The sequence below is a fragment of the Streptomyces actuosus genome (assembly GCF_016921115.1).
Taxonomy (GTDB): Bacteria; Actinomycetota; Actinomycetes; order Streptomycetales; family Streptomycetaceae; genus Streptomyces; species Streptomyces actuosus_A.
In genome coordinates, this window is the sequence record NZ_JAFFZS010000011.1 from 142,109 (window position 1) to 166,892 (window position 24,784).

The window sequence follows — 24,784 nt, forward strand, 5'->3', positions numbered from 1 at the left end:
CCAGTGAGTGAGGGGTGTTCTGGTGCCGCGCCGTAGGGGGCCGGTGCGGCACCAGAACGGGACGGGCGCCGCGAGCGTCAGGGGGTGGGCGCGGCGCCTGCCTGGACGACGGCCCGGGGAGGAGTGGGCTGTCTTCCGGGCGGCGACTTGGGCGGGGGAAGACCCAAGTCGTGCCCCCCGTGTCCGGCGGGGGGCCGTATGGAAGCCGGGCGCCTGGGATGCTCACGCAGGCCCTGGAATCGGCGGTGTGCGTCCGGGGCGAGGTTGTCCGGCATCGGATCGCCCCAACGCACGAGCTGGCCGGAGGCGACAGGCCGCTCGAATCCGGGACGTCCCCGCAGAGCGTGCGCGAGTACTTGGGCGAAGCCCGGGTCGAGCATGTCCATGTGACCACTGCGGCGGTCTGCGCCGACCGGGACTGCCAGTAGCGGGAGGCGGTGCAGCGCCACGGCCACCGCGTCACGCAGGAGATGGGGGCTGATGAGTCTGGCCTTCCAGAACTCGTAGTCGCAGGCGGCCGTCGCGGGGAGAATCCGTACGTCCAGCTGCTGGACGGGGGACGGGGGCGACGGGGTCATGTCGTCACCGCCCCACCTGGTAGAGGCCGTCGCGGGCCGACAGCGCCGCCCGTTGGCAGGAGGTATCCCGTGTCCTCGAAAAGGATCACGCCGTTGCACAGCACACTCCAGCCGGCCCCGGGGTGGCCGATCAAGACGCTTGCCGCCAGGTGATCGGCTGCGCTGGCCGGCGGGCACGGGGTCGAGTGCTCGCACAACGCCCCTTCTGCTCGAAGGGTCCAGAGCACCGTGCGCACGGCCGTCGCGAACTTCGCCAGGGGCATCAGGGCCCGGGCGCAGCTGTCCGGCACTTCGACCTCACGCTGTCGGGCCATCTTCATCACCTCGGCCACAGCACGGGACCGGTCGGGCGCCATCGCCCCCAACTGCATGAGGTGACCCCGTAGCCGCAGCATCAAGTCGTGAATGTCCTGGTCAGTCTCGGGAGTCGGTGCGCCGTCCGACAACACCATCGACAACGTCTCCTCCGCAGCGGCGATCACCGACCGGGGAGTGACGGAGGGGGAGGAGGCCGGGCGACGGCCGAGGTGGAGGAGACTCACGACGCGGCCTCCTCGGGAGCCAGGTCCAGCTCGAACCAGACTGTCTTGCCAGGCCCCGGCGCGGAGCTGTCGGTTCCCCATCGGGTGACCAGGGAATCGACCAGGTGCAGCCCGCGGCCGCCCTCTTCATCCGCAGACGGCGGCCGCGGATGAGGTTGCTCGATCGAGGGGTCCTCCACCTCCACCCGCAGACATCCGTGCCCATGCGTGGCCCGTACGGCGAATCGGAGCGCCGGCTTGTTTCCGCACCCGTGGACCATGGCGTTCACCATCAGTTCCTGGGTGACGAGCATGACTGTGTCAGCGCATTCGGACAGTCCGGAGCGCTCGAGCAGCGTGCCGAGCTGATGACGCGCTCCGGCGACGGCCTCCGCCTGGGCTGGGATCTCTGTCGCCATCTGGAAGTCACGGGTCCGGCAGGTCGGGGTGCTGTCGCTTTCGGACGGAGGGGCGATCGCTTTCCGGCCGCCGCGCACCACCGAAATGGTGCGCGCCCCACGAAGGCCGCCCATCGGGTACTGCACGTTCATCAGCTGCCTTTCCCGGCCCCGGCTGGGGCCAATTCCGGTCACCGTCCGAGATCGTGGGCATGACGTGGCCGATTCCGGTACGCCGCCTGGGAGTTGGAGGAATATCGTCTTCACGAGACAACCGCGTGCCGGGGCCGGTGGGAATGCAGGCAGGCTCGGCAAAGCGATGCACGTGATGCAAGATCGTTTCGGGGATGGGGGCGCACACCCATGGGGCGCACACGCAACACCCGGCTGGAAGCCGTCATCCAGGAATGGGGCGTGTCGCAGCGGCAACTGGCTGCTCGCTTCCGGGCTGTCGCCGCGGAGAACGGTGCAACTGAACTTCTGCGCTACGACCAGTCCCGCATCGCTCGCTGGATCGGCGGCGCCATCCCGGAGGGCCGAGCAGCGCATATCTTGGCCGAGACGCTCTCCCGCGGCCTCGGTCGCACCATCACGCTGACCGACATTGGGCTGGCACCGGACGACGCCGCCGACCCGCAGGCGCCGGCGTGGAGCGTCGACACACTCGCGACGCTGGCGACCCTCGGGAGCACGGACATGGACATAGCTCGGCGCCAGGTGCTGGCACAGTCGGCCTACTCGGTCGCCGGCCTGGCCCTGCCCTCCGAGACCTGGTGGCAGGAGGCCGCCGATCGCGCACGCACTCGCAAGCCGCTGTCGCAGCACACGGTCACGGCCGAGGACGTCGCTAGCGTGCGCGAGATGACGGCCTTCTTGTCTCAGCGGGACCAGCAGCGCGGCGGCCGCGGTGTGGGACGCGCCGCCCTGGTCGCTTATCTTCGCACCGACGTTGCCGAGCTCCTGGCCGCACGATTCCCCTCCGACAGTCTGCGCTTGGACATGACGTCGGCCGCTGCCGAACTGGCCTACCTCGCGGGCTGGACGAGTTTCGACGCCGGGGAGCACCCCATTGCGCTGCGGTGGCTGACCCTCGCAACGCAGCTGGCCGAGGAGGCCGGCGACGCGCCGCTCGCCGGGCACGTACTGCGGGCCATGGCCCACCAGGCTGTTGACCTGCACCAGCCGGCGGAAGCCGTACGCCTGGCCGAAGGATCCCTCTCCAGCCGCCGTTACACCGAAGCCTGCTGGCGGGAGAAAGCCCTGCTGGGTGTCGTCCACGCTCGAGGGCTTGCCGCCGCCGGCGACAAGAAGCGGGCTGCGGTCGCGCTCAACCGCGCGGAGTCCGACCTGGGCCGCGCCAGCGACAGCGGCAACGAGCCCGCCCGGGTGTGGTTTTTCGGAGAGGCAAGTCTCGCCCATGAAACCGCAGCCGCGCTGCGGGATCTGGGCGACCTGAAGGGCGCCGAACGCGAGTTCAAGCGCAGTGTCCGCACCCGTCGGAGGCAGTTCAAGAGGACTCACTCCGTGACCTTGGGATACCTGGGTGAGGTTCAGGTCCGGCAAGGGCAACTCGATGCGGCCTGCGCGACGTGGCACCAAGCGCTCGACACGATGACCGGCGTCCAGTCCGGGCGGGCACGGCAGACCGTCGTGCAGATGCGCCGAGCACTGAGTCCCGTCCTCCGCCGAGGCGGTGGGCCAGCCGCAGACCTCGACGCGCGAGCCCGAGCGGTCCTCGCGGACAAGTGACCCGTACGGTAGGGAAATCCGGCGCAGAGAGCCCATCTCTCGGCGCCGAGGGAGAAGACCCACGAGAGGGGAAGCGTGTTCGACCAGCACATCCAGCTGCCGGTGATCGCCACGGTCGTAGGAGGCCAGACCGGCCGACTTGACGACTACAAAGGCGGAGTCGAGTCGATCATCCGTCTCGTGCCGAGCATCCCGGAGAGTGCCCTCCAGGGCATCGAGGAGTTCAGCCACCTGGAGGTCGTCTGGCACTTCAGCCTTGGGTCGGACAATGACGTCGAGCTTGAGCCGCGGAGCCCCCGCGGAAATCCGGACTGGCCGGCCACCGGAGGACTCGTCCACCGCAATCACAGGCGGCCGGCCCGAATCGGCATCTCCTACCCGCGACTGCTGCGAGTCGAGGGACGGGATCTGCACGTCACGGACCTGGACGCGGACGCTGGGACTCCCGTCATCGACCTGGCGCCGGTCTTCCAGGAGATGCTGCCCCGCGGACCCGTGCACCAGCCGGAATGGCCCACTGACATGCTTCGGAACTACTGGAAGCGAGCAGACGAGCGCCCCTGAGCCGTCCTGCTTCCCAGTCACTTGCCCGGATAGAGCTGCGCGCAGCACGTGCGCGAGTGCCGTCGCCATCACGGCCTCCTGGTTGATGGCAGCACGGACCTGACCGCTGTCATGGCACGGCTCAGAGGCGATCGCTCCAAAGGCAGATGAAGGGCAAGAGCCTCGGCAAGGCAGCGGGCAAGGGGAGCAGGGCTCGTCAGTAGCGGCGTCCCGCCGATCACCTGCTCGTCATCGGGTGGGACAAGCCATCGTGCGACTCCGGCTCCCGATCGTGGGGCCGGGGCGGGTACAAGAATGGCGTGGCGCTTGCCGAGGCAGGCCGGCCGGGGAAGCCTGCCCGGCCACTGGGAGGCCGCCATCAAACTGCTCCAGCTCTCGCTCGTGCCGCACGGCACGAGCACGGCGGCAGAGCGAAGGCTGGTGAACGCCACAGCGGGCCCGAGAGGCTGTTCGTACTCGGCAAGGAGCCGATAGGCCGCCTCGATCAGATGCCGGTCCGCCAGCACGATGTCGAAGGTGACGCCGCACTCAAGTCGTCGCGGAAGGTGCGGGTTCGTCCGCCACAAGCCCGTCGACGTAGCCGGGTCCGGCGTAGCCGTGGAGAACCACACGGACAGAGCCGCGCTCTCGGCGTCAGCCATCTCGCCGGTCTCCATGAGCCCTCCAGCATCAGGACCAAACGCAGGGTGTCTGCAACGTGACCTAGTGCAGCGAAGGGCTGGAGCGGTGAACAGGTCTTTTACCCGGAACTCTGGCTGCCTCTTACATGCCCTTTGGCCGCCCTTTCGCCAGCCCTTTCCCTCTGACCAGGGCATTCAGTTGACGAACCCACACGCAAGGCCGTCGAAGTCGCTACCGTGAGGCCATCCAGACGGTGAGGAGGTGGCCATGCGTGAACTCAAGCGGTTACGCACCCGTGCGAACCGCACGCAGGAAGAGGTCGTCCAGGAACTCTCCGCTCTTGCCCGACGCCTTCATGCAGAGGGACGCTTGAGCAAGGCGCCCACCTTCACGCTCCGCCAGTACTCCAAGTGGGAGAACGCCGAACCTCCGCCCTGGCCGCACCCTGACAGTCGGGCGGTGCTGGCCGCCTACTGGAAGTGCCCCGTCGAGGAACTGGGGTTTCGCCCTCCAACGGATGGGGACCGCGGCGGCCCTCTGGTTCTCACACCGGTGCCCATGATCAGCCAGGCGTCACCTGGCCCCCTCCTGGTCGCGGCCGGCTCCAGTCCTCTCACCGATGAGGCGCCGCCCCCGTGGCTGGCCGAGACGACCACGAGCGCCAACCGCGCCGGCGAGTGGCGAATCTCGCCGGAGGAAGTCGAACTGCTGTCCGGTGCCGCCGACGACAACTATGCGATCGACCAGCAGTTCGGCGCGAATCGACTATGGCGACCGACCCGGGCTCATCTGCTCTGGACCCATCACATGATCGACCGGGGTATCTATGACGACGCTCTGGGACAGCGGCTGCACGCACTCGCGGGGAAGCTCACTACGTCGCTCGGATGGTTCTGCTACGACGCGGGGCTGCAGACTCAGGCCCGCCAGTACTTCTCCGAGGCCCTCAACGCGGCCAACTACACCAGCGACGACGTGTTGGCCAGCCGCACCCTCAGCAACATGGCCAGACAAGCCGTCGACCTGAACAAGGGACGCGAAGCCGTGCGCTTCGCCAAGCTCGGACAGCGGCACGCCGAACTCTGGAACGCACCCAGCCGCGTCACCGCACTTCTGGCTATCCGGGAGGCTCAGGGACACGCACGCGTCGGGGACGTCTTCAACTGTGAGGCCGCCATCAAGCGCGCCTGGCAGGAATGGGAGCACGGAGACCACGAGCTGGACCCGGACTGGGCGCACTTCCTCAACCTTGCCGAGCTGACGTGTCTGGAGGGCATGTGCCGGCTCGACCTCGGCCAGGTGGCCCGAGCCCAAGACCTTCTCGCACGGTCTGAGGCGCTTCAGGATGTCGCCCACTCCAGGAACCGCGGAATGTGCCTCGGCCGGCTCTCGGTTGCGGCCGTGCAGAACGGCGACGTCGACCACGGTCTGGCCGCCGCGACACAGGCTCTCCGACTCGTGGAGAGCGGGATGTCTTCTACGCGAACGACGGCGCAGTTGACGATCGTTCATGACGGCTTGATTCCCCATCGACGCGCCCGCGGCGTGGGGGACCTACTCGAACAGATCCGTACTCACGTCGCGTGAGCAAGCAAAGGAGAGTGCAGACGGTGGACCCGGAGTTCCAGCGGCACGATGCGCAGTCAGCGAAGGCGATACTCACCGAACTGGTCGACGTCTACGCCACGGTGTACGACACGCCCCCCTACATCGGTGACCCTTTCTTCTCCGTCGACTCCTTCCGGAGCCGACTCGAGGCTGCCTTCGACACCCAAGGCTTCGAGACGGTGACAGCCCGGCTGGACGGTCGAATCGTCGGATACGTCCACGGTGCCACCCTGCCCCACGACAAGCCCTGGTGGACGTCCCTCGGCACCCAGCGCCCAGCCTGGCTGCAGGAACTCGCCGACTCTGGCGGCATCTTCTGGCTGCGGGAGCTGATGGTGCTGCCCGCGCACCAGAATCGCGGTCTCGGACGCCAGATCCACGACACGGTCATCTCCGGCCGGGAGGAGAACGTCACAGCCCTGACGTGCATCGAGGACAATGAGCCCGCACGCAGTGCCTATCTCCGGTGGGGGTACACGATCCTGGGCCAGATCAAGCACGCCCCAGAATCACCCGTCTACGACGCGATGTACCTGACCTCCCACTAAGACCGGAAAGCACATGACGCAAGCCATAACCACCTCGGCCCCGGAAGCCACTGGGCGCCGGGACCGACTCTCGCAACGCCCCGACGTGCTGTTCTGCTACGGCACGCTCCGTTTCGACGCCGTCCTCCGGGCCCTGCTGGGCCGAGTCCCGCAGCAGTCTCCGGCATCCGCGCCGGGCTACCGCGCTGCCGCGCTCGAAGGCCGCGTATACCCAGGCCTCGTCGCTGGAACGTCCGCCGACGTTGCCTCCGGGGTGGTCCTGACCGACCTGAGCCACCAGGAGTGGCGCATCCTCGACGCGTTCGAGGACGCTCGATACGAGCTGCGAGAGTTGCCGCTGTCCAACGGGCGGTGGGGTTGGGCGTACATATGGCCTGGAGGTGATGTACGAGTGGATGACTGGGATGCCACGGAATTCGAAGCCCGGCATCTCGCCGCCTACGCAGCCCGCTGCGCGCGGCTTGCCCCTGGGCTGGCCGCAGGGCGGCCGAAGGGCGAGTAGACGGCGGGCTCACCCAGGTGTTCGGCCGCTTTGCATCTCACTGAAGCGAACCTCAACCCCGGTGAGCGGATGTTGCGGCCTGCCCTCTCTGCCGATATCGCAGGGAAGACAGGCCGCTCTCGTTTCAACTGCCTCACTGCAGTGGCGTCCTACACCGAAAGGGATACTTCGGCCGCACCGCGGAACGATCGTGAGAAGTATCCCATTGCTCCCGCCATATTCGATCTCGCGCTCTCGGCGAGAGGTGTCCTCCACCTTCCAGAGATTCCCGGAGAGGTAATGTCGGGGATAAGCCAGCTGGCGAGCTCGGGGATTTCTTCTGCCTTGCGTTCTAAGGCGTACGAAGTGTGCCCTCCGGGGGTCGAGACCTTTCGGATGAGCTGGAAGTTCTGCTGCTGGTAGTACTCGGCGAGAGCCGGGGAGCTGCAGTCGCGACGTACGCGGCTGATGCCCTCGCGTGCCGCGCGGTCGACGGCCCAGTCGGCGATGAGTGTGCCGAGCTTGCGATGGCGTTCGGCGGGATCGGTGACGGTGCCGTTGAGGTAGTAGGCGGTGTCGACGGCTTCGGCCGCGGTCCAGGTCCAGGGCGCGGATGTCCGGAGGATCGTGGTACAGCCCAGGATCCGGTCGCCGCATTCCGTCAGGACCCACATCTCGATTGGGTGGCGCGTGCAGTTGTCGGCCAGCTCGTGGACGTGCTTCCCCCAGTTGCGCCAGCCGGGGAGCTGGTTGGCCTTCATCCAGTCGGAGCGAGCCTGGATCATCGTGGCGAGGCCGGGTTGGTCGTCCGGAATGGCCGGGCGCATCGTGAGCATGCGGTCCGCTCCTGTGTGCTCGTCCGCGAGCGGTCGGCAGTCTGGTGTCCCGTCCGCACCTTAGACGTCTACTGCCTGGTAGGTACACGTTCTATGCGCTCTGGGTCCGGATCGTGGTCCGTCAGCGCGCGGGTGTCAGGCTGCGGCGGCCGTGAGCACAGGAGCCCGTCGGCGAGGCGCTGGGCGAGGAGGACGGCCTGGAGGGCGCCGGCGGGGCCGGGGGCGGAGTCGAGGGCGCGGTCGAGGAGGGATGCCGGGGCGCCGGGTGACGAGAAAGTGAGGTTCAAGGTGCCTGTCCTGGGGCTCGATCGCCCGGTCGGCGACTCTCGGGGCCGGGCCAGCGGAGCGGGCGTGGCGCCAGGCCACCGGCGGGGTGGGTGCCGGGTTCCGGGTGCGGGTACGCCGACGGCGGCCCGGGGTCACAGTGGGCCGGGCCGCCGTCGCGTCGTCCTGAGCCTGTTCGAGGTGACGGCTCAGGCGTGGGTGGGGCCGGGAGAGCTCGAGTCAGGTCGTCTCTGTCGGCCGGGGGTGGAGGTCAGTCCAGCTGCATGGGCACGTTGATGTACTGGGCGGCGACCCAGCCCTTCTTGCCCTTGTGGGCGCCGGACTTCACGGTGACGTAGCCCCAGGCGCCGGGCTTGCCGTTGTCGCCCTTGTTGCACTGCCAGTAGACGTCGGTGCCCTTGGAGAGCTGGCCGGTGGCGGTGTAGCCGGTGCCGGGGCCGGTGCGGAACTTCACCGTCGTGTACACGTCGGTGTTGAGCTTGATCTGGTGGGTGCAGGCTCCGCTGCCGACGGTCGCGGCGCTGGCGGTGGAGGCGGTGGCGACGGCGCCGCCGAGGAGCAGGGCGCCGGTGGTTGCCACGGTCGCTACGCGGCGGGTGAGGGTGTGCATGTGCGGCTCTTCCTGGTGTCGTCGGCCGGAATTCCCCGCCCGTCTGACTTCCTCATCGCGGTGCTGATAGACAGTTAGGAGGGCGAAGAAGATCGGGAACGTGACAGGTTCGTCTTCGTTCCGGACTCGATCTTCTTTCTGCGCCGAGGAGTTGACCAGGCTTGGTTTATTCCGTGAATCCGCGTTCCGGAACGGCGGGGTCAGGTATGAGCCGTTCCGGAATGCGGTGTGCAGGAAGAGGAATTACAGGAAGCGGTATTTCCGGGAATGCGCAGCGCGGTCAGGCCGCGGTGACCGAAACGGCGAGGGCCCCGATGACCATGTAGGGGCCGAAAGACACGTGCGTGCGGCGGGTACGGCCGACTGCCATCCGCGCCACCTCCAGGACCGCGCCGACGACGAAGCCCGCGGCTGCTCCCCAGAACAAAGCCGTCCAACTGCTCCAGCCCAGGAGCGCCCCGATGGCCGGTGCGAGCTTGACGTCTCCGAGCCCCATGGCGCCGGTGAACGCGATGAGGAGGAAGACGGCGGTGAGCACGGCAGCGGCGGCGGCCGCGCGGCCCAGACTCCCGGGCTCGCCCGCCAGTTGGGCCGCGGTGAGCAGGAGGAACGTCCCGCACAAGGCGGGGAGGGTGAGCACGTCAGGGAGCCGTTGCACGGCGACGTCGATCAGGGCGAGTGCGACACCGCATGCGGCGATCCAGTACTGGGCAGCGGCGACCCAGCCGTTCGCCCCGCCCGCCGCGATCACGGCGAACGCCACGGCGGCTGCCGCCTCCGGCGTGAAGGCGTGCGGTCCGATCGCCTGTGCGCACGCGGGGCAGCGCCCGGAGGCGGGCAGCACCGGGAGCCGACGTCCGAGGACGCTGCTGCCGCAGTGCGGGCAGTCACTGCGTGCGGACGCGGCCGCCGGGACGGAGCGGGCGAAGACCACCGGGCGTGCCGCAGCGCCGGCCAGCGCTCCGACGGCGGCGATCAGGGCAACGCTGAGGACGGACAAAGGAGACTCCTACGTGCAGCCCGGCCTCCCCGTGACGGGCCGGTCGGCTTCGACCCTACGGCCCGCCGCGACGACTCCCACCGGCCCGCCTCCACGGGTCCCCTGCCCTGAGCGCCGGGCCCGGCGGGAACCGATGACACGTTCCGTCGTACGGCCGCCGGCTCATGCTCCCCGTGAGCCGGCGTCGAGCGTTTCCGCCAGGCTGAGCGCGGCCAGGACCTGCACCTGGCCCTCTGCCGGCTTGAGGGTGCCGGCCGCGGTCGCCTCGGCGACCCGGGCCGCGTGCTCCAGAGCCATCGCCACGCCGGTCGGTTCCCTGTGTGCGGTCAGCCACTCGAAGCCCGCGCGGAGCGCGGCCGCGAGGTCGCCGTCGTGATCCTCGGGACCGTTCGTGGTTAACGCCCGGAGCCACAGGTCGGCGTGGGACTGCACGATCGTGTCGAAAGCCCGGTAGTCCGTGACGGTGCCACACCTGCCTCCCGCTCCGTCGGCGCCGCGCCGCCCGGTCCAGTTGCTCGCCAGCCACCGGTGGCGATGGCAGACCTCAAGCCGGTAGTCCACCGGCCGGTCCCGTGCCCGGGTGCGGCGTTCAACGACGACGGTCGACGGCGCGGTGCATGTGGTGATCTGGCGCAGGACTGGCACAGCGGAACTCCTCCTGGTCGCGAGTGGAGTTCTGATCATGACCAGGTGAGAGGCGCGCCATAGTCCACGATTGGGCGCTACGGCTGTGACCCGGCTCTCACTCTCCGACCCGACGGCGCAGCACGAGAGCGGTCCGGCGAGCGGCGCTCACTCCCGTATGTCGCCGGGAGCCATGTCGTCCCGCAGCCTCAGGTAGCGCACCGGGTGGCGGTGTCGGCCCAGGTCAAGCGCTGTGTCGGTGTCGACTTCGGCGATGTGCTCGGGCACGACGGGCTGGAAGACCAGCAGCTCCTTCGTTCCCCATCCTGCTGAGAACTCCCGGCCCCACCAAGGGTGGTCGGCTCCCGCCGGGCGCAGGACCGCACCCAGCTCGATCGCCGCCGTGCGGGACAGCGGTGTGGAGCGGGCGATCAGCCGGAGACGGCCGGTCGCGTCGAGCCGGCCGAGCAGGAGGCTGCGGGGGGCGTGCGCGGTGCCGGTGACCGCACCGATGATCCCTTCCGTCGTCATGCGCGTCCTCAGCTTCAGCCATCCGCGCTCCCCAGGCCGGTACCGGGAGCCGGAATCCTTGATCATGAGGCCTTCGACGCCGGCTGCTCCCCAGGCCGGATCCAGCCATGTGCGGGCTGTTGCGGCGTCGGCGGTCTGTGGGCACAGCGCCCAGGGCGCTGCGAGCTCCAGGGATGCGAAATGGCTCTCCAGTGCCCTCCTGCGCTGATGCAGGGGCTGGTCCATGAGGACGGCGCCGGAGACCTCGAGCAGATCGAAGGTGATCAGGTGGGCGGGCTGCTCGCGGGCGGCGCGCTCTGCACGGGGCCCGCGGAGCCGGGCTCGGTGCTGAAGGGCCGTGAAGTCCAGCCTGCCGTCGTGCCAGACCACCAGCTCGGCGTCGACGACTGCCGCGACCCTGAGCGCGGCCGCGGCACGGGCGATCTCCGGGAAGGCCGGGCGAAGGTCGGCGCCTCGCCTGGACTGGAGGTACGGCTCGGGACCGGTGAACACAAGGACCCGGAACCCGTCGGCCTTCTGCTCGAAGAGCATGGGCCTGGGCCCGGATGGCGGCAGCGTCGTCACGGAGCGTGCCAGCATCGGCTCGACCGGCGGTGAAAGGTGCACCCGTCCAGTCCTACGCTCTTCGCATCCCGCTCGCCCGCGCACAGTCTGTCTCCGATGACCGCCTCGGGCAGGGGTACTCAGCGGGCCAGCCGAGGGCGGGCGAGACCCGGGGAGGACGCTGCCGCAGGCCCGAGAGCCCTATCGCGGCGACCGCACCACTGCGGCCTCGGCACCGCCTTCACCCGAGCCGGCCTTCTGTCGCGGCAGCCGGATGGCTGGTCCTCGGTGTCCGAAACTCGCGTGTTCGAATTAATGTTCGATAGAGTCGAAGCGGAGGGAGTCGGTTGGTACTGGTTTGGGGGTATTCGGGCGGAGGGTGGCATGCGCGGAGGGCTTCCTCATCTGCATGTGGCGAGCGGGTTTTCGGCCCGCTACGGCGCCTCACATCCAAGCGATCTCGCCGCCCGGGCCGCCGAGCGCGGCATCGGGACGCTGGCGCTGACCGACAGGGACATGGTCACCGGGACCGTCCGTTTCGCGAAGGCCGCCGCGGCCGAGGGAATCCGCCCGCTGTTCGGTGTGGACCTCGGGGTCGCCGCATGCACTCCCGCCGCTCCGGCCGCCCGCCGCCGCACTCCGGTGCGGGGCGGCGCGCACGTGGCCGAAGCACCGTTCCGGGCGACCTTCCTGGCCCAGGACCCCGACGGGTGGGCGCGGCTGTGCCGGCTGGTGTCCGCCACCCACGCCGCCGCGTTTGCCGCCGGCGCTCCGCCGGCGGCGTCGTGGGATCACCTCCGCCAGTACGCGGGCAGCGGCCTGGTGGTGATGCTCGGCCCTGCCTCCGAACCGCTGCGCGCCCTCTCCGCAGGCCGCGCGGACATCGCCGAACAGCTCCTGGAGCCGTGGCGGCAGGCCGCGGGCGAAGGCCTGCGGCTGGAGGTCGTGTGCTGGGGCCTGCCTGGAACCGGACCCGGCTCCGTACGACTTGCCGCGCACACCCTCATGCTTGCCGACCGCCTCGCCATCCCGGCCGTCCTGACCAACGCCGTCCGCTACGCCGACCCGGGCCAGCACCGGATCGCGGACGTGCTGGACGCCGCGCGGCTGCTACGCCCTGTGGACCGGCGACGGCTGGACTGCGGCGAGCGCTGGCTCAAGCCCGCCGGCGACATGACGGCGATCGCACAGCGGGTCGCGGCGGCCACCGGTGCCGACGGCCGACGGGCGGAGCGCCTCATCGCCGACACGCTTACCGTCGCCGAAGCCTGCACCCTGGACCCCGTACGGGACCTCGGACTGGGCACCCCGCATTTCCCCGAGCCCGAAGTGGTGGGTGCGGAGCCGGTGCCGGGCGGCGCGATGCGACTGCTGCGGCAGCGGTGCGAGGCCGGGATGGTCGCTCGCGGCCTCGACCTCGACCGGCGCGCCATGGACCAGCTGCACTACGAGCTCGGCATCATCGGACGACTCGGCTACGAGGCCTACTTCCTCGCCGTCGCTCAGGTCGTCGCCGACGTCCGCGCGATGGGCATCCGGGTCGCCGCGCGCGGCTCCGGTGCCGGCTCGATGGTCAACCACGCGCTTTTTGTGGCGACCGCAAACCCTTTGTCGCATTCTCTCCTTTTTGAGCGTTTCCTGAGTGAGCGGCGAGCCTCGCTCCCGGACATCGACATCGACGTCGAATCCGCGCGCCGACTGGAGGTCTACGACCGGATCATCGCCCGCTTCGGCACAGAACGCGTCGCAGTCACCGGCATGCCCGAGACCTACCGCGCCCGCCACGCCTTGCGCGATACCGGCCTCGCACTCGGCCTGCCGCCGGCCACCGTCGACCGAATCGCGAAGTCCTTCCCCCACATCCGCGCCGCCGACATCCGCGGAGCACTCGCAGAACTCCCGGAACTGCGCGGCCTGGCCACGGAAGCCGAGAACTTCGGCCCGCTGTGGGAGCTCGCCGAGGGCCTGGACAAGCTGCCGCGCGGGATCGCCATGCACCCCTGCGGCGTCATCCTCTCCAACTCCACCCTGCTGAACCGCCTGCCCGTGCAGCCCACGCCCGGTGGCGAGTACCCGATGGTCCAGGCCGACAAGGAAGACGTCGAGGACCTCGGCCTGCTCAAGCTCGACGTCCTGGGCGTGCGGATGCAGTCCGCGATGGCCCACGCGGTGAAGGAGATCCGCCGCACGACCGGCCGGCAGATCGACCTCGACAACCCCGACCACGTCCCCCTCGACGACAGGTTCGCCTTCGCGCTCATCCAGGCCAGCGACACCGTCGGCATGTTCCAGCTCGAGTCGCCCGGCCAGCAGGACCTGGTCGGCCGCCTGCAGCCCCGCGGCCCCCAGGACGTCATCGCCGACATCTCCCTCTTCCGCCCGGGCCCGGTCGCCGGCGGCATGCCCGCCCTCTACATCGCCGCACGACACGGCGCAGCACCCACCTACCCCCACCCCGACCTCGAACCGGTCCTCGCCGACACCTACGGAGTGACGATCTGGCATGAACAGATCATCGACATCTTCGCCGTCATGACCGGCTGCGACAGAGCCCTCGCCGAAGTCGCCCGCCGCGCCCTCGGCGACGAAGAGCGCCTGCCGAAGATCGAGTCGTGGTTCCGGAAACTGGCCGGCGCCCGTGGCTACGCGCACAGCGTTCTCGACGAAGTCTGGGAGATCGTCTCGTCGTTCGGAGCATACGGATTCTGCCGCGCCCACGCCGTCGCGTTCGCCGTCCCCGCCCTTCAGTCCGCGTGGCTCAAAGCCCACCACCCCGCCGCCCTCTACGCCGGCTTGCTGGAGCACGACCCCGGCATGTGGCCGCTGCGCGTCATCGTCGCCGACGCCCGCCGCCACGACGTCCCCGTCCTCCCCGTCGACATCAACCACTCCAAGCCCGCGTACACGGTCGAGGAGACGCCGGACAGCTGGGGCGTGCGGATCTCCCTGTCATCGGTACACGGCATCAGCGAGGACGAGGTCGTCAGGATCGCCGCCGCACAGCCCTACACCTCGCTCCAGGACTTCTGGGCCCGCGCCCGGCCGAAGCTGCCGACCGTCGAACGCCTGATCAGGATTGGCGCACTCGACCAGTTCAAGGGAGAGGCGTCACGGCGGGACCTGCTGCTGCAGGCGACCGAGCTGCACCGCCAGACCCGCACCCGCCCCGGCACCGGCCAACTCCCGCTTGACACCACTCTGGTGACCGCCGGCCCGGCCGGGCTGAGAGAGATGACCGCCCGCGAGAAACTGGAGGCCGAGCTCGGCGTACTCAAGATCGACGTCTCGCGCCACCTCATGGAGGACCACCACCGCCTCCTGCGCGAGATCGGCGCCACCGACGCCGCCCACCTCAAAGCCATGCACCCGGGACAGAAAGTCCTCGTCGCCGGCGTACGGGCCTCCACCCAGACCCCACCCATCGCGTCCGGGAAAAGGATCATCTTCGTCACCCTCGAAGACGGCTCCGGCCTGGTCGATCTCGCCTTCTTCGAGGACTCCCACGAGCAGTGCGCCCACACCATCTTCCACAACGGACTGCTCCTCGTCCGCGGCACCGTCGAAGCCCGCGGTCCACGCCGCACCGTGGTCGGCGAGATGGCCTGGGACCTCGACTCCCTCGCCACCACCCGCGCCACCCACGGGCCCCAGGCCGTCCTCGACATCCTCGGCCAGACCCCCGCACCCACACCCGCCCAGCCGACACCAGCACGCACGATCCCCGACGGAACCGCTGGCGCGCGGCTCCACCCCTACGCGGACCTCCAGCCCGCTGGCACCCGTTCCGCCGACCTCACCCGCCTGGGCCACCGGAGCCAAGGGAGCGCAGGTTGAGCAGCACACCGCCGGTCTCCCGCCCCCGCGCCATCGTTCGGATCCACTTCCATGCGCAGCAGCGCAGCGAAGAGCTGTTCGCACAGCTGATGGACGTACTGGGCGGCATCAGCCCGACCACCGAACCTCTGCCCGCCGACTGGTCCGCCTACATGGACGTCACCGGCTCCTTGCGATTCTGGGACCGCGACGTCGAAGGCCTGGCCGCGGTGATCCGCCTGCGCCTTCTCGCACTCCACGGCGTGCAGAGCTCGGCAGGGGCGGGTCCCACGCGGTCGATCGCCGCCATGGCCGCTGCCCTCACCCCGCCCGGCGCCGCAACCATCGTCGGCAACACCCCCTACGAGATCGCCGCGTTCCTGCGCCCCCAGCCGGCCCCCGCGCTTCCTGGAGTTGGGCCCAAGACGGCCAAGACGCTCGCCCGCTACGGCATCACCACCGCCGGCGACGTCGCCGACACCACGCCCGCAACCCTGCAACGGATCCTCGGATCCGCCGCCCGCCAGATCCAGGACTTCGCCCGCGGCATTGACGAACGCCCCGTCGTCCCCGCCGCCGCTCCCCGCTCCCTGAGCGCGAGCCACCGCTTCGACCTGGATGAACTCGACACTGACCAGCACCAGCGCACCGCCCTGGCCCTGGCCGAGGACCTCGGCGAGCGCCTGCGCAAGGCCTCCGAGATCGCACAGGCCCTCACGCTCACCGTGATGTACGCCGACCACACCCACACCGTGCGCACGCGCACGCTCGCCGAGGCCACCGCGCATACCCCCGCCCTGGCAGGAACCGCCCGCCAGCTCGTGGCTGATCTCGGTCTCCAGCGTGCCCGCGTCCGAGGGATCGCCCTGCGAGCCGAACGGCTCCGCCCGGCCGCCCACGCCACCCACCAGCTCACCCTCGACGACCGCGACGAAAAGCTCCATCGGCTGGAAGCCGCCCTCGACCGGGCACGCGCCCGCTACGGTCCCGGCGCCGCCGGCGCCGCCTCCGCCTTCAAAAGGCTCACCACGTCCTGATGGCGGATCCCACGGGCCGGGTCAGCACCCGTACTCGTCGAGCACCGCCCGGGTCACCCGGTCGAGCGGGCGCAGCGGATGCGTGCTGCCGTCCTCGGCCGGCCCCAGGCGCAGCGTCGTCCCGCCGGTCACCGGCGTGACGGTCAGCACGCCGTCGTCGACCATGGCCTGGACGGCATCGTGCCGGTAGGGGCTGGCGGCGAGGCATCCGTTCGCGTACTGCCGGTCGTAGCGGTCGTACGGGCCGGCGAAGTAGTAATCGGCGACGGGACCTTGGCCCTGCCACACCGTGAAGGCGATCACCGCCGCGACGATCCCGGGGAACAGGGCCTGGGGCCCCGGCGGGGTGATCAGCTTCGGTCCGTGCCGGTAGATCAGGGCTGTCCCGGTGCAGGCGATGAGGCCGGCCGCCAGGAACAGCAGCGTGTAGTGGGACAGCAGGTCGGCGCGCTGCCCGAAGGTGAGCGGGAGTCCGGTGCACGCGAGCACCAGCCAGCCGAGCCCGGCCAGTGTCGCGCCCTGGTAGCCGTTGAGCTTGGCCGGCCACTTCGCCCGGTCCGGCACCAGCTGCTGCTCGCGTCCCACCCAGCGGCCGGCACCGCGCAGTCGTCCCGACTCCGGCGCTACGCCGTCCGCCCGGTGCGTGACGAGGAGAGCGAGAACCGCGTCGCCGAAGGCGAGGGCCCTGGCGTGCACGGCTGACCGGTCGCTGCTCAGCTGGTTGAACTCGGCCTCCCGGCCGGGCTGGATCCGCGTACCCGTGGCCCCGCCGCGGGGAAAGGCACGGTTGAGGGGATGCCCCGGGTCGGGAAACCCGGGCAGTGTGGGCGCCGTGCGCCCACCGACGAGCAGACTCGCGTCCGGGCTGCCCGTCCGGTCAGGGATGTACGACTCGTACAGCCGGTTCACCTGCCGCTCGCCGCGGAGGCTGGCCTGCAGTGCCTCGGCCTGGTCGATGACGGCGGCCAGGAGAGGGTCGGACGGGGCGCTGCGCATCTGTACGAGGGCGGCGTTCCGGGGGATGGCCCGCCACACCCCGCCGCGCCGGTCCAACACCTGGTCCTTCCACACATCGCGCAGGAACGGCCAGACGCGGGCGACCGGCAGCCGCCGGGGCGGACGCCGGTCGGTGAGGTGCGCGCGCAGCAGCGCGCTCGCGCTGCGCAGATAGTCGGTCTCGGCAACGTTGGAGATCGCCGCGGCGGTCGTGCGCTGCCCGCTGGGAACGTCCTGCACGCGCTGGGCGGCGGCCCGGGCCGCGTCGCCCTGGGCGCTCAGCTCGGCGATCGCCCGGTGCCAGCGGCTGCTCACCGGCCGCCCCCCTTCTGTACCCGGTGTGGTGTCGCCCTGAGGCTACCCGCATGGTCCGACACGGCATTCTCCCCGGCTCGGGGGCGTGCCAGCCGGGGAGTTGGGGGAGCTGGACGTTCAGGCGGCTACCGGTTGGTGGGACCAGTTCAGGTCGACGTGGGTGGCACCCTCGCGGACGACGATGGGGCCGTGCTCCTTCTCCAGCCGGCGGTATTCGTTGCCGCCGGAGTTGGGGTTCTTGTACCCGGCCCACTTGCCCAGGTCGGCCTGCGACAGGGCCACGCCAGCGGCTTGGTGGGCGACGTAGATCCGCTCGGCCCGTTGCCGCTGGGTGAGGTTCTTTGGCAGCACTGAAAGGTCGATGTCGATGCTCAGCCGCTCCCGAGTTTCTTCGTCTTCCTCGTCGTGCGGCGGAGTGTCGTGCTCGGGGTCGGGCTCCTCGTCCTCGGGCTCCTCCTCTTCTGCATCCTCGTCACCGGGGGCGCCGCCGCCCGGTACGGGCTCCTCGTCGGGCTGACCGGTGGGCGAGGCCGTCGCGGTGGGCGCGGCAGGTTCTTCCTCAGGTTCGGGGTCCTGCTCTGCTTCCGGTTCGGGAACGGCCGCAGGGCGCGGCTCGACCGCCACGGCCGGCACCGGGGCCTCCTGCGTGGCCGCCCCCTCTTCCTGCGGCGTGATGACCGCCGCGGACGCCGAGGCAGCGGGTGGGGCCACTGCGGCCACCGGAGCCTCTTCGGCCTTCCCGACGGCGGTCTTCGGGGCGCTGGCCAGCGCGTTGACCGGCACCGCGCCGACCGCGGCGGTGCCCACGATGGCGGCCGAGTCGGCGCGCTCCACGGTCACCTCGGCCGCGGCGGCGACTGGTCGGGGGCGCTGGGAACCGATCACGCGGACGTTGTCGACGGTCGCCAGGAGCTCGGTCCGCCACGCCTTCCACATCTTGACCGGCGCGCCGATCGGCCAGGGCAGCCACAGCAGCAGGCTGTAGGCCCGCTCGCTGTCGGCCTTGCGGCGCTTCTGCCGGCCCATGATGACCTGCTCGATCTTGTACAGCAGCATCTCGAGCAGGATCGCGTACACCAGCGGCGGGACCACCGCGAGGAACGCACTGCCGGCACCCGACCCGGGGGCGTGGAGCAGGTTCATCGCCGCCGAGGCCGACACGAAGGCGAGCAGAAGGATCCGCGTGATCGCTGAGGACCGCAGCGTCAGGGCCTCGAAAAAGCGGATGAGGGAGAGGCTGAGGGCACCGGCGTCCAGGAGCAGCGCGAAGCCGGTCGCCGCGTCCCAGTCGCCGCCATTGTGCGCGTGGGCGTACTCGCGCTGCGCCCCGAAGGAGAGCCAGGCAGCGATACCGGCGAGCACGAACATCATCAGGCAGCCGATACCGAGCGCTATCACCGCGAGGCGACGCTGCCAGGCGTTGCGGCGCTGGAGGGCGAGCGCGGCGCGCTCCTCGGTGGTGGCGTTCTGCTCCGCGGCCCTGCGGCGGCTGCCCAGCAGCAGGGCGACGGCTGTCGCGGTCCCGATCCCGGCCACGGCAAGACCCGCGGACAGCGCCCACTGGAAGGTGGTCATCGGCGGCCCCCTTCCCTGGAGCGTGCCGCGGGGATGGCGGGCCCGGCGGGCGGCGGGACGGCGGCGTGCTGCCGACGGCGGCTCATGTGCGCGGTCTCCTTCGTCGGATGGTCGGCCGAAGAGGCCCCTCGCTCTCTACAGGTGTGATCGAGCGGTGCGGTGTGACACCGGAGGTCGGTGAATTTCGAGCGGGTCGTGGTCATGAGGCCGCAGACCCCAAAGTGGGCTTGTTCCTCTCGCCCTTGAGGAGCGTGCGCAGCAGACCACGGGTCTCGGGCGATGAGTCAACGCCCTCCTCGGCGTTGATCCGGGCCAGTTGGGCGGCGGCGCGCTCCAGGCCTTCGCGGTCGCCCATCTCGTGACAGATCGTGAAGAGGTCCCGGTAGAGCAACTCGCTCTGGGAGTCCACGAGCATGCCCTTGGTGACAGCTTGGGCTGCCGCCCGGTAGTCGCGGACCTGGCGGCGGCGTTCGGCGAGCTCGTGGGCGACGTCGACGATCGCGCTGATCATCTCCTGGATGTCGGCCTCCGCCCAGGCGTACTTGGAGGGGTCGATGTCCGCGAAGGGCCGGCCGCGCACGAGAGCCAGGGCGTGGGCGAGGGCGACGTCGGCGTCCTGCCCGTCGTGGTGCATGCCCTGCTGGTACAGCTCTTTGAAGCGGTCCCAGTCGGAGGTGACGGCGGGGCCGAGCCGGTAGATGCCGTCGGTGACCGCGGGAAGATAGGCGCTGCGGGGGTCGTCGGCGGGGACGTGAGGGTTGGGGCCGAGCCAGGAACGTAGCCGCGACATCGCGGTGTTGCGGGTGCTGGAGGTCTTGCGCAGCCCGGGCCAGATCGCGTTGTCGAGGTCCTGGCGGCCCAGGCCCGGGTGCAGCACGAGCCAGGCGGCGATCTCCAGAAGGTGGTTGCGCCGGTTGCTGCCCACCCGGCCCTGCGCGCCGGCCAGTGTCACCGGGCCGAGGACCTGGACCTGGGGGTCTTCGGGCTCGGCCGGCGGGGTGGCCAGCGCGGCCAGCACGGTGGAGGTCGCGGCGCTGGGACGGGGGATGATCCGCGCTTCGGCCGCTGTCGCGGATGCCGTGGTCTCGCCGAGCGCGGCCGCGGTCAGGCCGGACGCGTCCTCGTCCTGGTCGCCGGTCATGGCCGAGTCCCCTTCCTGCGTCTCCTCCTCGTCCGGGCCGTCGCCGAGCGCGTCGGCGGACAGACCAGAGCCGACCTCTTCTTCGTCGGGCTGAAGCGGCGAGTCGTCATCGCGCTCGCCGAGCACTTCGTCGAGGACCTTTTCGAAGTCCTGCTTCGGCTCGGCGGTGTCCCACACCTCGGCACCCAGCGCGGACGCCTCCTCGGGGTCTTCTTCCTCAGCGGGCTCGGGCGTCTCCCAGCCGGTGGGCTCGCCAGCGGAGTTGCTGTCGGTGTCGTCGTCGACCGGCTCGTCGAGGGCGGGGGAGCCCGCGACCGCGGGGGAGAGGGCGCTGCCGTCCTCCTCCTGCCAGTCGTCGCCGCTGCCGGTCAGGGCGTCGTCGGGCGTCCGAGCGGCGGAGAAGCCGGTGAAGCTCGGCACAGCGGTCGCCAGGCCGCTGCCCTGGGCGGCGACCGCGGTCACCGCGGGAACGGCAGAGGTCTCCGGAGCGAGCGCGGAGCCCTCGCCGACGGTGAAGGCGGGGCGGGGACCATTGGAATCGGCCGGGCCGGTGTGACCGGTCCACGCCGGCGGGGGGACGTCGTCGGTGCGGCTGGAGGTGGCGATCAGTTGGACGAGCCGGTCGTAGGAGTCGGCGTCCAGGTGCTGGAGCTTGACCGCGAGGTCCAGGTCGGGCAGTTCGACGAGGGTGCCGGGCTGGGCGGGCAGGGTCCAGGCGCCGGGCAGGTCGAGTTCGCCGCCTGCGGCGGTCACGACCGCGACCGAGGTGCGGGGCCGGGAGGCGAGGAGGTCCTCGAGCTCGGCGGCCGCCGCGCCGGTGGGCGGGGCGGTGGCGATGAGGATGCGGGGGATCCAGGTGTCGCCGCCGTCCTCGACCAGCCGGGCGGCCCGCAGGTGGTCGTGGCCGCCGTCGGTCAGTGCCTGGCGCTGGAAGGCGTCGTGCGCCTGGAGGTCGCTGGTGGCCGGGCCGAGATCAGCGTGGTGCTCGATCTGGTCGGGGTAGAGGTGGTGCAGGTCGCTTCCGGCGCCGGCGAGGAGGACCTGGGTGTCGGGCGCCAGCTGGGAGGAGGCGAGTTCGACGGCGAGGGCGAGCATGACCGCGCGAACGTCGGCCGGGCTGCCGGCCAGACGCAGCAGGCCGATGGCCTCCAGGTTGACCAGGACCGCGTCGCCGTCCTCGGTCTCGCCGAGACTGACCAGGGCGGGGTAGGGCACCGTGATGTCGGCGGCCTCGTCTTCGTTGAGGAGGGCCGCGCCGCGGGCGGGGCACACCCACACCGTCGGGTTGTCCTCATGCTCGGTGAACGGAGCGACGGGCGGGGTGACGGCGGCCAGGTGGAGCTCGATGCCGCGCGCGGTGATGCGCATCGCCTCGACCTCGGGCAGAGGCCGGCCGTTCTGGCGGCAGTTCGCGGCCAGGGTACGCAGGGCGCGGTCGGCGAGCGCGGTGCCGGTGATGTCGGACGCCACGCGCAGCTGCTTCTCGAAGTCGGCGGTCGCACCGGAGGGCATCGGGATGCGCCGCTTGGGGCGCCGTCGGCGCTGCTGGTGCGCCCGTCGGGTCGCGACGACCGCGAGGACGGCCGCGGCCAGGATGCTCCCCGCCGCGGCGATCGTCCGCACGCTCGTGTCGGCGCTGTCGCCGGCCTCCGCCGTGTCGTGCGCCTCGGGCGCCTGGGTGGGCGTGCCGTGCTGCTCCCGCTCGCGGTCGGGCGCCGGGCTCTGCGCGGCCGGCGGCTCGCTCGGGGTGTCGGGGCGGGCGGTCGGCTGCCCGCCGTCCTGCTGGTCCTTGTCCGCGCCCTGGCCGCCGGGGGCCTGGTCGCTCTTCTCCCCCTTGTCAGCGCCCGGGCCCGAATCATCCTGGGCGGGTGGCTGCGTCTGCTCGGCGCCGGGCCGTTCCTCGGCCTTGTCCTGGTCGGCGGGCTGTTCCTGTGGCGGCTGCGCCTCGTCCGGCTTCGAGTCGCTCCGGTCGCTGCCGGCTGCGGTGGGGATCTGCAGCTTCCAGCCGGGATAGATCTCGTCGGGGTCGTCGAGGGCGCGCCCGTCGTCCTGCTTGACGCCCTTGTTCGCCTCGACGATCCGGGGGTAGGCGTCGGCGTTGCCGAGCTCGTCCTCGGCGATGCCGGACAGTGTCTCGCCCGCGCGGACGGTGTGGGTCTGGGCTGCGGCTTTGGAGCCGGCGGTCTGTGCCCGGGCTCCGTCCTGGTCGGCTGCCGGGTCGGGGGAGGCGTCGGCGGGCAGGCGCAGGGTCCAGCCGGGTTGCAGAACGGTGGTGTCGGCGGTGACGAGGGAGCCGTCCGCCTGGCGTACGCCTTCGTTGGCGTCGATGATCCGGTGCCACTCGATGCCGGCGCCCAGGCGCTTCTCCGCGATGTCCCAGAGGGTGTCGCCGTCCTGGACGTGGTGGACGGGGCCGTCCCAGGCCGCAGAAGTAGAGGACGCCGCTTGGGCTGCAGTGGCCGTCGCGGAGTGGGCGTCGGCGGTCACACTGGCCGTGGCCACGGTGGCGGGGGCTGCGCTCGCGGGGCTAGCCATCGCGGTGCTGGTCGGCAGCAGGACGAGGATGCCGCCGACGAGGGCGCCGGCGAGCTGCTGGGATCCGCCCAGCATGCGGATCCGGGGGGCCCGGACGTTGCGCAGCGCGGCGCCCGTCTCCAGGACGACCGAGACCACGAAGCTCAGCCAGCCGTACCAGCCGATGAGGGTGATGGCGCCCAGGAACAGCTGGCCGGAGTCGGGGCTGGTGAGCGCGGTGGCGATCTCGTCGAAGCCGGGGACGTGGTCGGGCAGGACCCCGATGCCGAGCAGGACGGCGGGCACGCCCGCCAGGAGCACGACTAGGGTCACCAGGGCGAAGAGCGCACGGACCAGGGTGGCGGCAGCACTGCGGTTTCTCATGATCGTCACCCCTTGTATACGAGGTCGGCGCTGCCGTGGCCGGTGACGGACCCGCTGGCCCCCCTGAGGAATACGGCGCGGTACGACTCGGTCACGGTCACCTCGAGGGAACCGCCGTCCTCGCTCACCCTCACCGTGCCGCTGACCCCCGCGTGGCTGAGGTAGGTCCGTGCCGCGGCGACGGCCGCGTTGCGGTCGACGGTGATGCCCTCGCCGGCGATCGCCTTGCCCGCATCGATGGCCTGGCCGCCGGCTCGGGCTGCCTCGTGCGCGACGCCTTCGGCGTGGGTGAGCGCTCGCAGCCTGCCGGCGCCGTCGTAGACGAGCGCGGCCACGGCGAAGAGCGCCACGATGGTCACGAGGGCGAACACGCTCATCGCACCCCGGTCGTTGCGCAGGGCACGACGGATCCGTTGGGTGAGGGCGAAGCGGGCGGGTGGCATGCGGTGGTCCTGTCAGCCGCGCTGGCGGTAGGAGTCGATTGACGAGGTAAAGCTGCTGGTCAGAGTCTTGGATCCGGGCAGTCCGGGCAATCCGATATCCGAGAGGTTCACCACGCAGGTCACGGTGGCGGTGGTCGTGGCGGGCTCACCGATCGGCGCGGCGAACCCGCCGGTGGAGACGGATATCGAGGTGGACGTGCACTGCAGTCCCTGCTGGCTGAGCACGCTGCGCGCCATTTCCGAGCCGGCGGAGCTGGCGGCACCCCCGGTGCGTTCCAGCGAGGCTGCGCGCGCTGCGTTGCGGGCCGCGGTGTCGACGGCGTTGTCGGCAGATCCGATCCGGCCGAACGCGATGACCAGCAGCAACACCAGAATGAGGACGGGGAAGAGGATGACCGCTTCCAGCGACAGCGCGCCGCGGTCGTCGCGGAGTCGTTCGGCGATGGTCACCGTGCCTCCGTGATGCGCTCGGCGGCCGCGTCGGCGTGCTGGTCGATCTTGAGTTTCAGGCCGGGGATCATGGTGTCGACGTAGCCGGTGACGCGGATGGTCACCGTGGCTCCCTTGCTCCCGCTGACGGACGTGCCGGAGATGCTGCTGCCGGCCCTGGAGAGGAATTCCCGGGCCTCGGCGGTGCCGGTCCCTGCGGACGCTCCTCGTACTCGGGCGGACTCAACTCCCAGCTGTGCGGCGGACATCGCCACATTGCGTGCGTGCCACCACAGGCCGACGTGGACGACCAGCAGGATGATCAGCAGCACGACAGGGAAGACGATGAGCATTTCCAGGGACACGGCTCCGCGGTCCCGCACGTCGCGCTCGGCGAGCGCGCGGGACCAACGGCGCAGAGTCCGGCGAAGGCGGATCACTTGATCTCGTTTGCCTTCTCGTTGACCTTGGTGAGGATGACAGCGGCGGCGATCGCGGCGACGACGACGAGGCCCGCGACGATCATCATCGTCTCGATCGAGACGGAGCCTCGGTCGTCGCGGACGTTGCGCAGCCGCTCGATCCGGGCGCTGAAGAAGGTCTTCAGAAAGGTGAAGTTGGGGTCGTTGCCCATCGTGGA

General features: G+C 70.6%; 23 protein-coding genes. 7 read left to right on the top strand and 16 right to left on the bottom strand.

All coding sequences use genetic code 11. The annotated features are described in order from the left end of the window. Window positions 1-77 precede the first annotated feature (77 nt). From JS756_RS16570 to JS756_RS16580, 3 genes are read right to left on the bottom strand one after another with little or no spacing between them, the layout of a single operon-like run. The gene (locus JS756_RS16570; protein WP_159054188.1) at window positions 78-578 is read right to left on the bottom strand and encodes a DUF6302 family protein; all 501 of its coding nucleotides are present in this window, start codon (window positions 576-578) and stop codon (window positions 78-80) included. Further along, the gene (locus JS756_RS38570; protein ID WP_234388945.1) at window positions 575-1,060 is read right to left on the bottom strand and encodes a DUF5999 family protein; all 486 of its coding nucleotides are present in this window, start codon (window positions 1,058-1,060) and stop codon (window positions 575-577) included. Before JS756_RS38570 ends, JS756_RS16570 begins: the two co-directional genes overlap by 4 nt. A gap of 56 nt (window positions 1,061-1,116) precedes the next feature. Next, window positions 1,117-1,650 (bottom strand): ATP-binding protein, encoded by a 534-nt coding sequence (locus tag JS756_RS16580; protein WP_024126757.1) that lies wholly within the window; start codon window positions 1,648-1,650, stop codon window positions 1,117-1,119. A gap of 210 nt (window positions 1,651-1,860) precedes the next feature. On the opposite strand from JS756_RS16580, the gene JS756_RS16585 reads away from it, so the two are divergent. From JS756_RS16585 to JS756_RS16605, 5 genes are all read left to right on the top strand, one after another. Next, a complete protein-coding gene (locus JS756_RS16585) occupies window positions 1,861-3,246 on the top strand; it encodes an NsdA family TPR-like regulatory protein (RefSeq protein WP_200402257.1) in 1,386 nt (461 codons plus the stop codon). Window positions 3,247-3,321: 75 nt separating this feature from the next. Further along, window positions 3,322-3,810, top strand: coding sequence for a TrmO family methyltransferase domain-containing protein (locus JS756_RS16590; protein ID WP_053761307.1), 489 nt, complete (start codon window positions 3,322-3,324; stop codon window positions 3,808-3,810). Window positions 3,811-4,698: 888 nt separating this feature from the next. Next, a complete protein-coding gene (locus JS756_RS16595) occupies window positions 4,699-6,018 on the top strand; it encodes an NsdA family TPR-like regulatory protein (RefSeq protein ID WP_053761305.1) in 1,320 nt (439 codons plus the stop codon). After that, window positions 6,015-6,587, top strand: coding sequence for a GNAT family N-acetyltransferase (locus tag JS756_RS16600; protein ID WP_200402260.1), 573 nt, complete (start codon window positions 6,015-6,017; stop codon window positions 6,585-6,587). Before JS756_RS16595 ends, JS756_RS16600 begins: the two co-directional genes overlap by 4 nt. 13 nt (window positions 6,588-6,600) lie before the next feature. Further along, complete coding sequence (locus tag JS756_RS16605; protein WP_079001393.1) at window positions 6,601-7,089, top strand: gamma-glutamylcyclotransferase family protein; 489 nt, start codon at window positions 6,601-6,603, stop codon at window positions 7,087-7,089. Between the two features lie 149 nt (window positions 7,090-7,238). Here JS756_RS16605 and JS756_RS16610 read toward each other — a convergent pair whose 3' ends face one another. From JS756_RS16610 to JS756_RS16635, 6 genes are all read right to left on the bottom strand, one after another. Further along, window positions 7,239-7,904: a GNAT family N-acetyltransferase gene (locus JS756_RS16610; protein WP_205383875.1), complete on the bottom strand. Its 666-nt coding sequence runs from the start codon at window positions 7,902-7,904 to the stop codon at window positions 7,239-7,241. Between the two features lie 68 nt (window positions 7,905-7,972). Next, entirely contained in the window at window positions 7,973-8,191 is a 219-nt protein-coding gene (locus JS756_RS16615) for a hypothetical protein (protein ID WP_053761302.1), read from the bottom strand. Window positions 8,192-8,439: 248 nt separating this feature from the next. Next, window positions 8,440-8,799: an SH3 domain-containing protein gene (locus JS756_RS16620; protein WP_234388944.1), complete on the bottom strand. Its 360-nt coding sequence runs from the start codon at window positions 8,797-8,799 to the stop codon at window positions 8,440-8,442. A 280-nt stretch (window positions 8,800-9,079) separates the two neighbouring features. Beyond that, the gene (locus tag JS756_RS16625) at window positions 9,080-9,799 is read right to left on the bottom strand and encodes a prepilin peptidase (RefSeq protein WP_205383876.1); all 720 of its coding nucleotides are present in this window, start codon (window positions 9,797-9,799) and stop codon (window positions 9,080-9,082) included. Window positions 9,800-9,961: 162 nt separating this feature from the next. Continuing rightward, window positions 9,962-10,444 (bottom strand): hypothetical protein, encoded by a 483-nt coding sequence (locus tag JS756_RS16630; protein WP_307790716.1) that lies wholly within the window; start codon window positions 10,442-10,444, stop codon window positions 9,962-9,964. A gap of 147 nt (window positions 10,445-10,591) precedes the next feature. Beyond that, window positions 10,592-11,533, bottom strand: coding sequence for an ATP-dependent DNA ligase (locus JS756_RS16635; RefSeq protein WP_240203863.1), 942 nt, complete (start codon window positions 11,531-11,533; stop codon window positions 10,592-10,594). Between the two features lie 348 nt (window positions 11,534-11,881). Between JS756_RS16635 and JS756_RS16640 the strand changes: the two genes are divergently transcribed. Further along, a complete protein-coding gene (locus JS756_RS16640; RefSeq protein WP_205383879.1) occupies window positions 11,882-15,331 on the top strand; it encodes a DNA polymerase III subunit alpha in 3,450 nt (1,149 codons plus the stop codon). Further along, window positions 15,328-16,347, top strand: a complete 1,020-nt coding sequence (locus JS756_RS16645; protein WP_240203864.1) for a DNA polymerase Y family protein — start codon at window positions 15,328-15,330, stop codon at window positions 16,345-16,347. The genes JS756_RS16640 and JS756_RS16645 overlap by 4 nt, the downstream gene beginning before the upstream one ends. 21 nt (window positions 16,348-16,368) lie before the next feature. Here the strand turns inward: JS756_RS16645 and JS756_RS16650 are convergent, their stop codons facing one another. From JS756_RS16650 to JS756_RS16685, 7 genes are all read right to left on the bottom strand, one after another. After that, window positions 16,369-17,658 carry a hypothetical protein gene (locus tag JS756_RS16650; protein WP_240203865.1) on the bottom strand — a complete coding sequence of 430 codons (1,290 nt, stop codon included), beginning with the start codon at window positions 17,656-17,658 and terminating at the stop codon, window positions 16,369-16,371. 117 nt (window positions 17,659-17,775) lie between these two features. Beyond that, complete coding sequence (locus tag JS756_RS16660; RefSeq protein ID WP_205383881.1) at window positions 17,776-19,233, bottom strand: DUF2637 domain-containing protein; 1,458 nt, start codon at window positions 19,231-19,233, stop codon at window positions 17,776-17,778. Window positions 19,234-19,432: 199 nt separating this feature from the next. After that, window positions 19,433-23,272: a LysM peptidoglycan-binding domain-containing protein gene (locus tag JS756_RS16665; protein WP_240203866.1), complete on the bottom strand. Its 3,840-nt coding sequence runs from the start codon at window positions 23,270-23,272 to the stop codon at window positions 19,433-19,435. Window positions 23,273-23,277: 5 nt separating this feature from the next. Continuing rightward, a complete protein-coding gene (locus tag JS756_RS16670) occupies window positions 23,278-23,715 on the bottom strand; it encodes a hypothetical protein (RefSeq protein WP_240203867.1) in 438 nt (145 codons plus the stop codon). Between the two features lie 12 nt (window positions 23,716-23,727). After that, the gene (locus JS756_RS16675) at window positions 23,728-24,165 is read right to left on the bottom strand and encodes a TadE/TadG family type IV pilus assembly protein (RefSeq protein WP_024126723.1); all 438 of its coding nucleotides are present in this window, start codon (window positions 24,163-24,165) and stop codon (window positions 23,728-23,730) included. Beyond that, entirely contained in the window at window positions 24,162-24,584 is a 423-nt protein-coding gene (locus tag JS756_RS16680; RefSeq protein WP_024126722.1) for a TadE/TadG family type IV pilus assembly protein, read from the bottom strand. Before JS756_RS16680 ends, JS756_RS16675 begins: the two co-directional genes overlap by 4 nt. Further along, window positions 24,581-24,778, bottom strand: coding sequence for a hypothetical protein (locus tag JS756_RS16685; RefSeq protein WP_024126721.1), 198 nt, complete (start codon window positions 24,776-24,778; stop codon window positions 24,581-24,583). Before JS756_RS16685 ends, JS756_RS16680 begins: the two co-directional genes overlap by 4 nt. Window positions 24,779-24,784 lie beyond the last annotated feature (6 nt).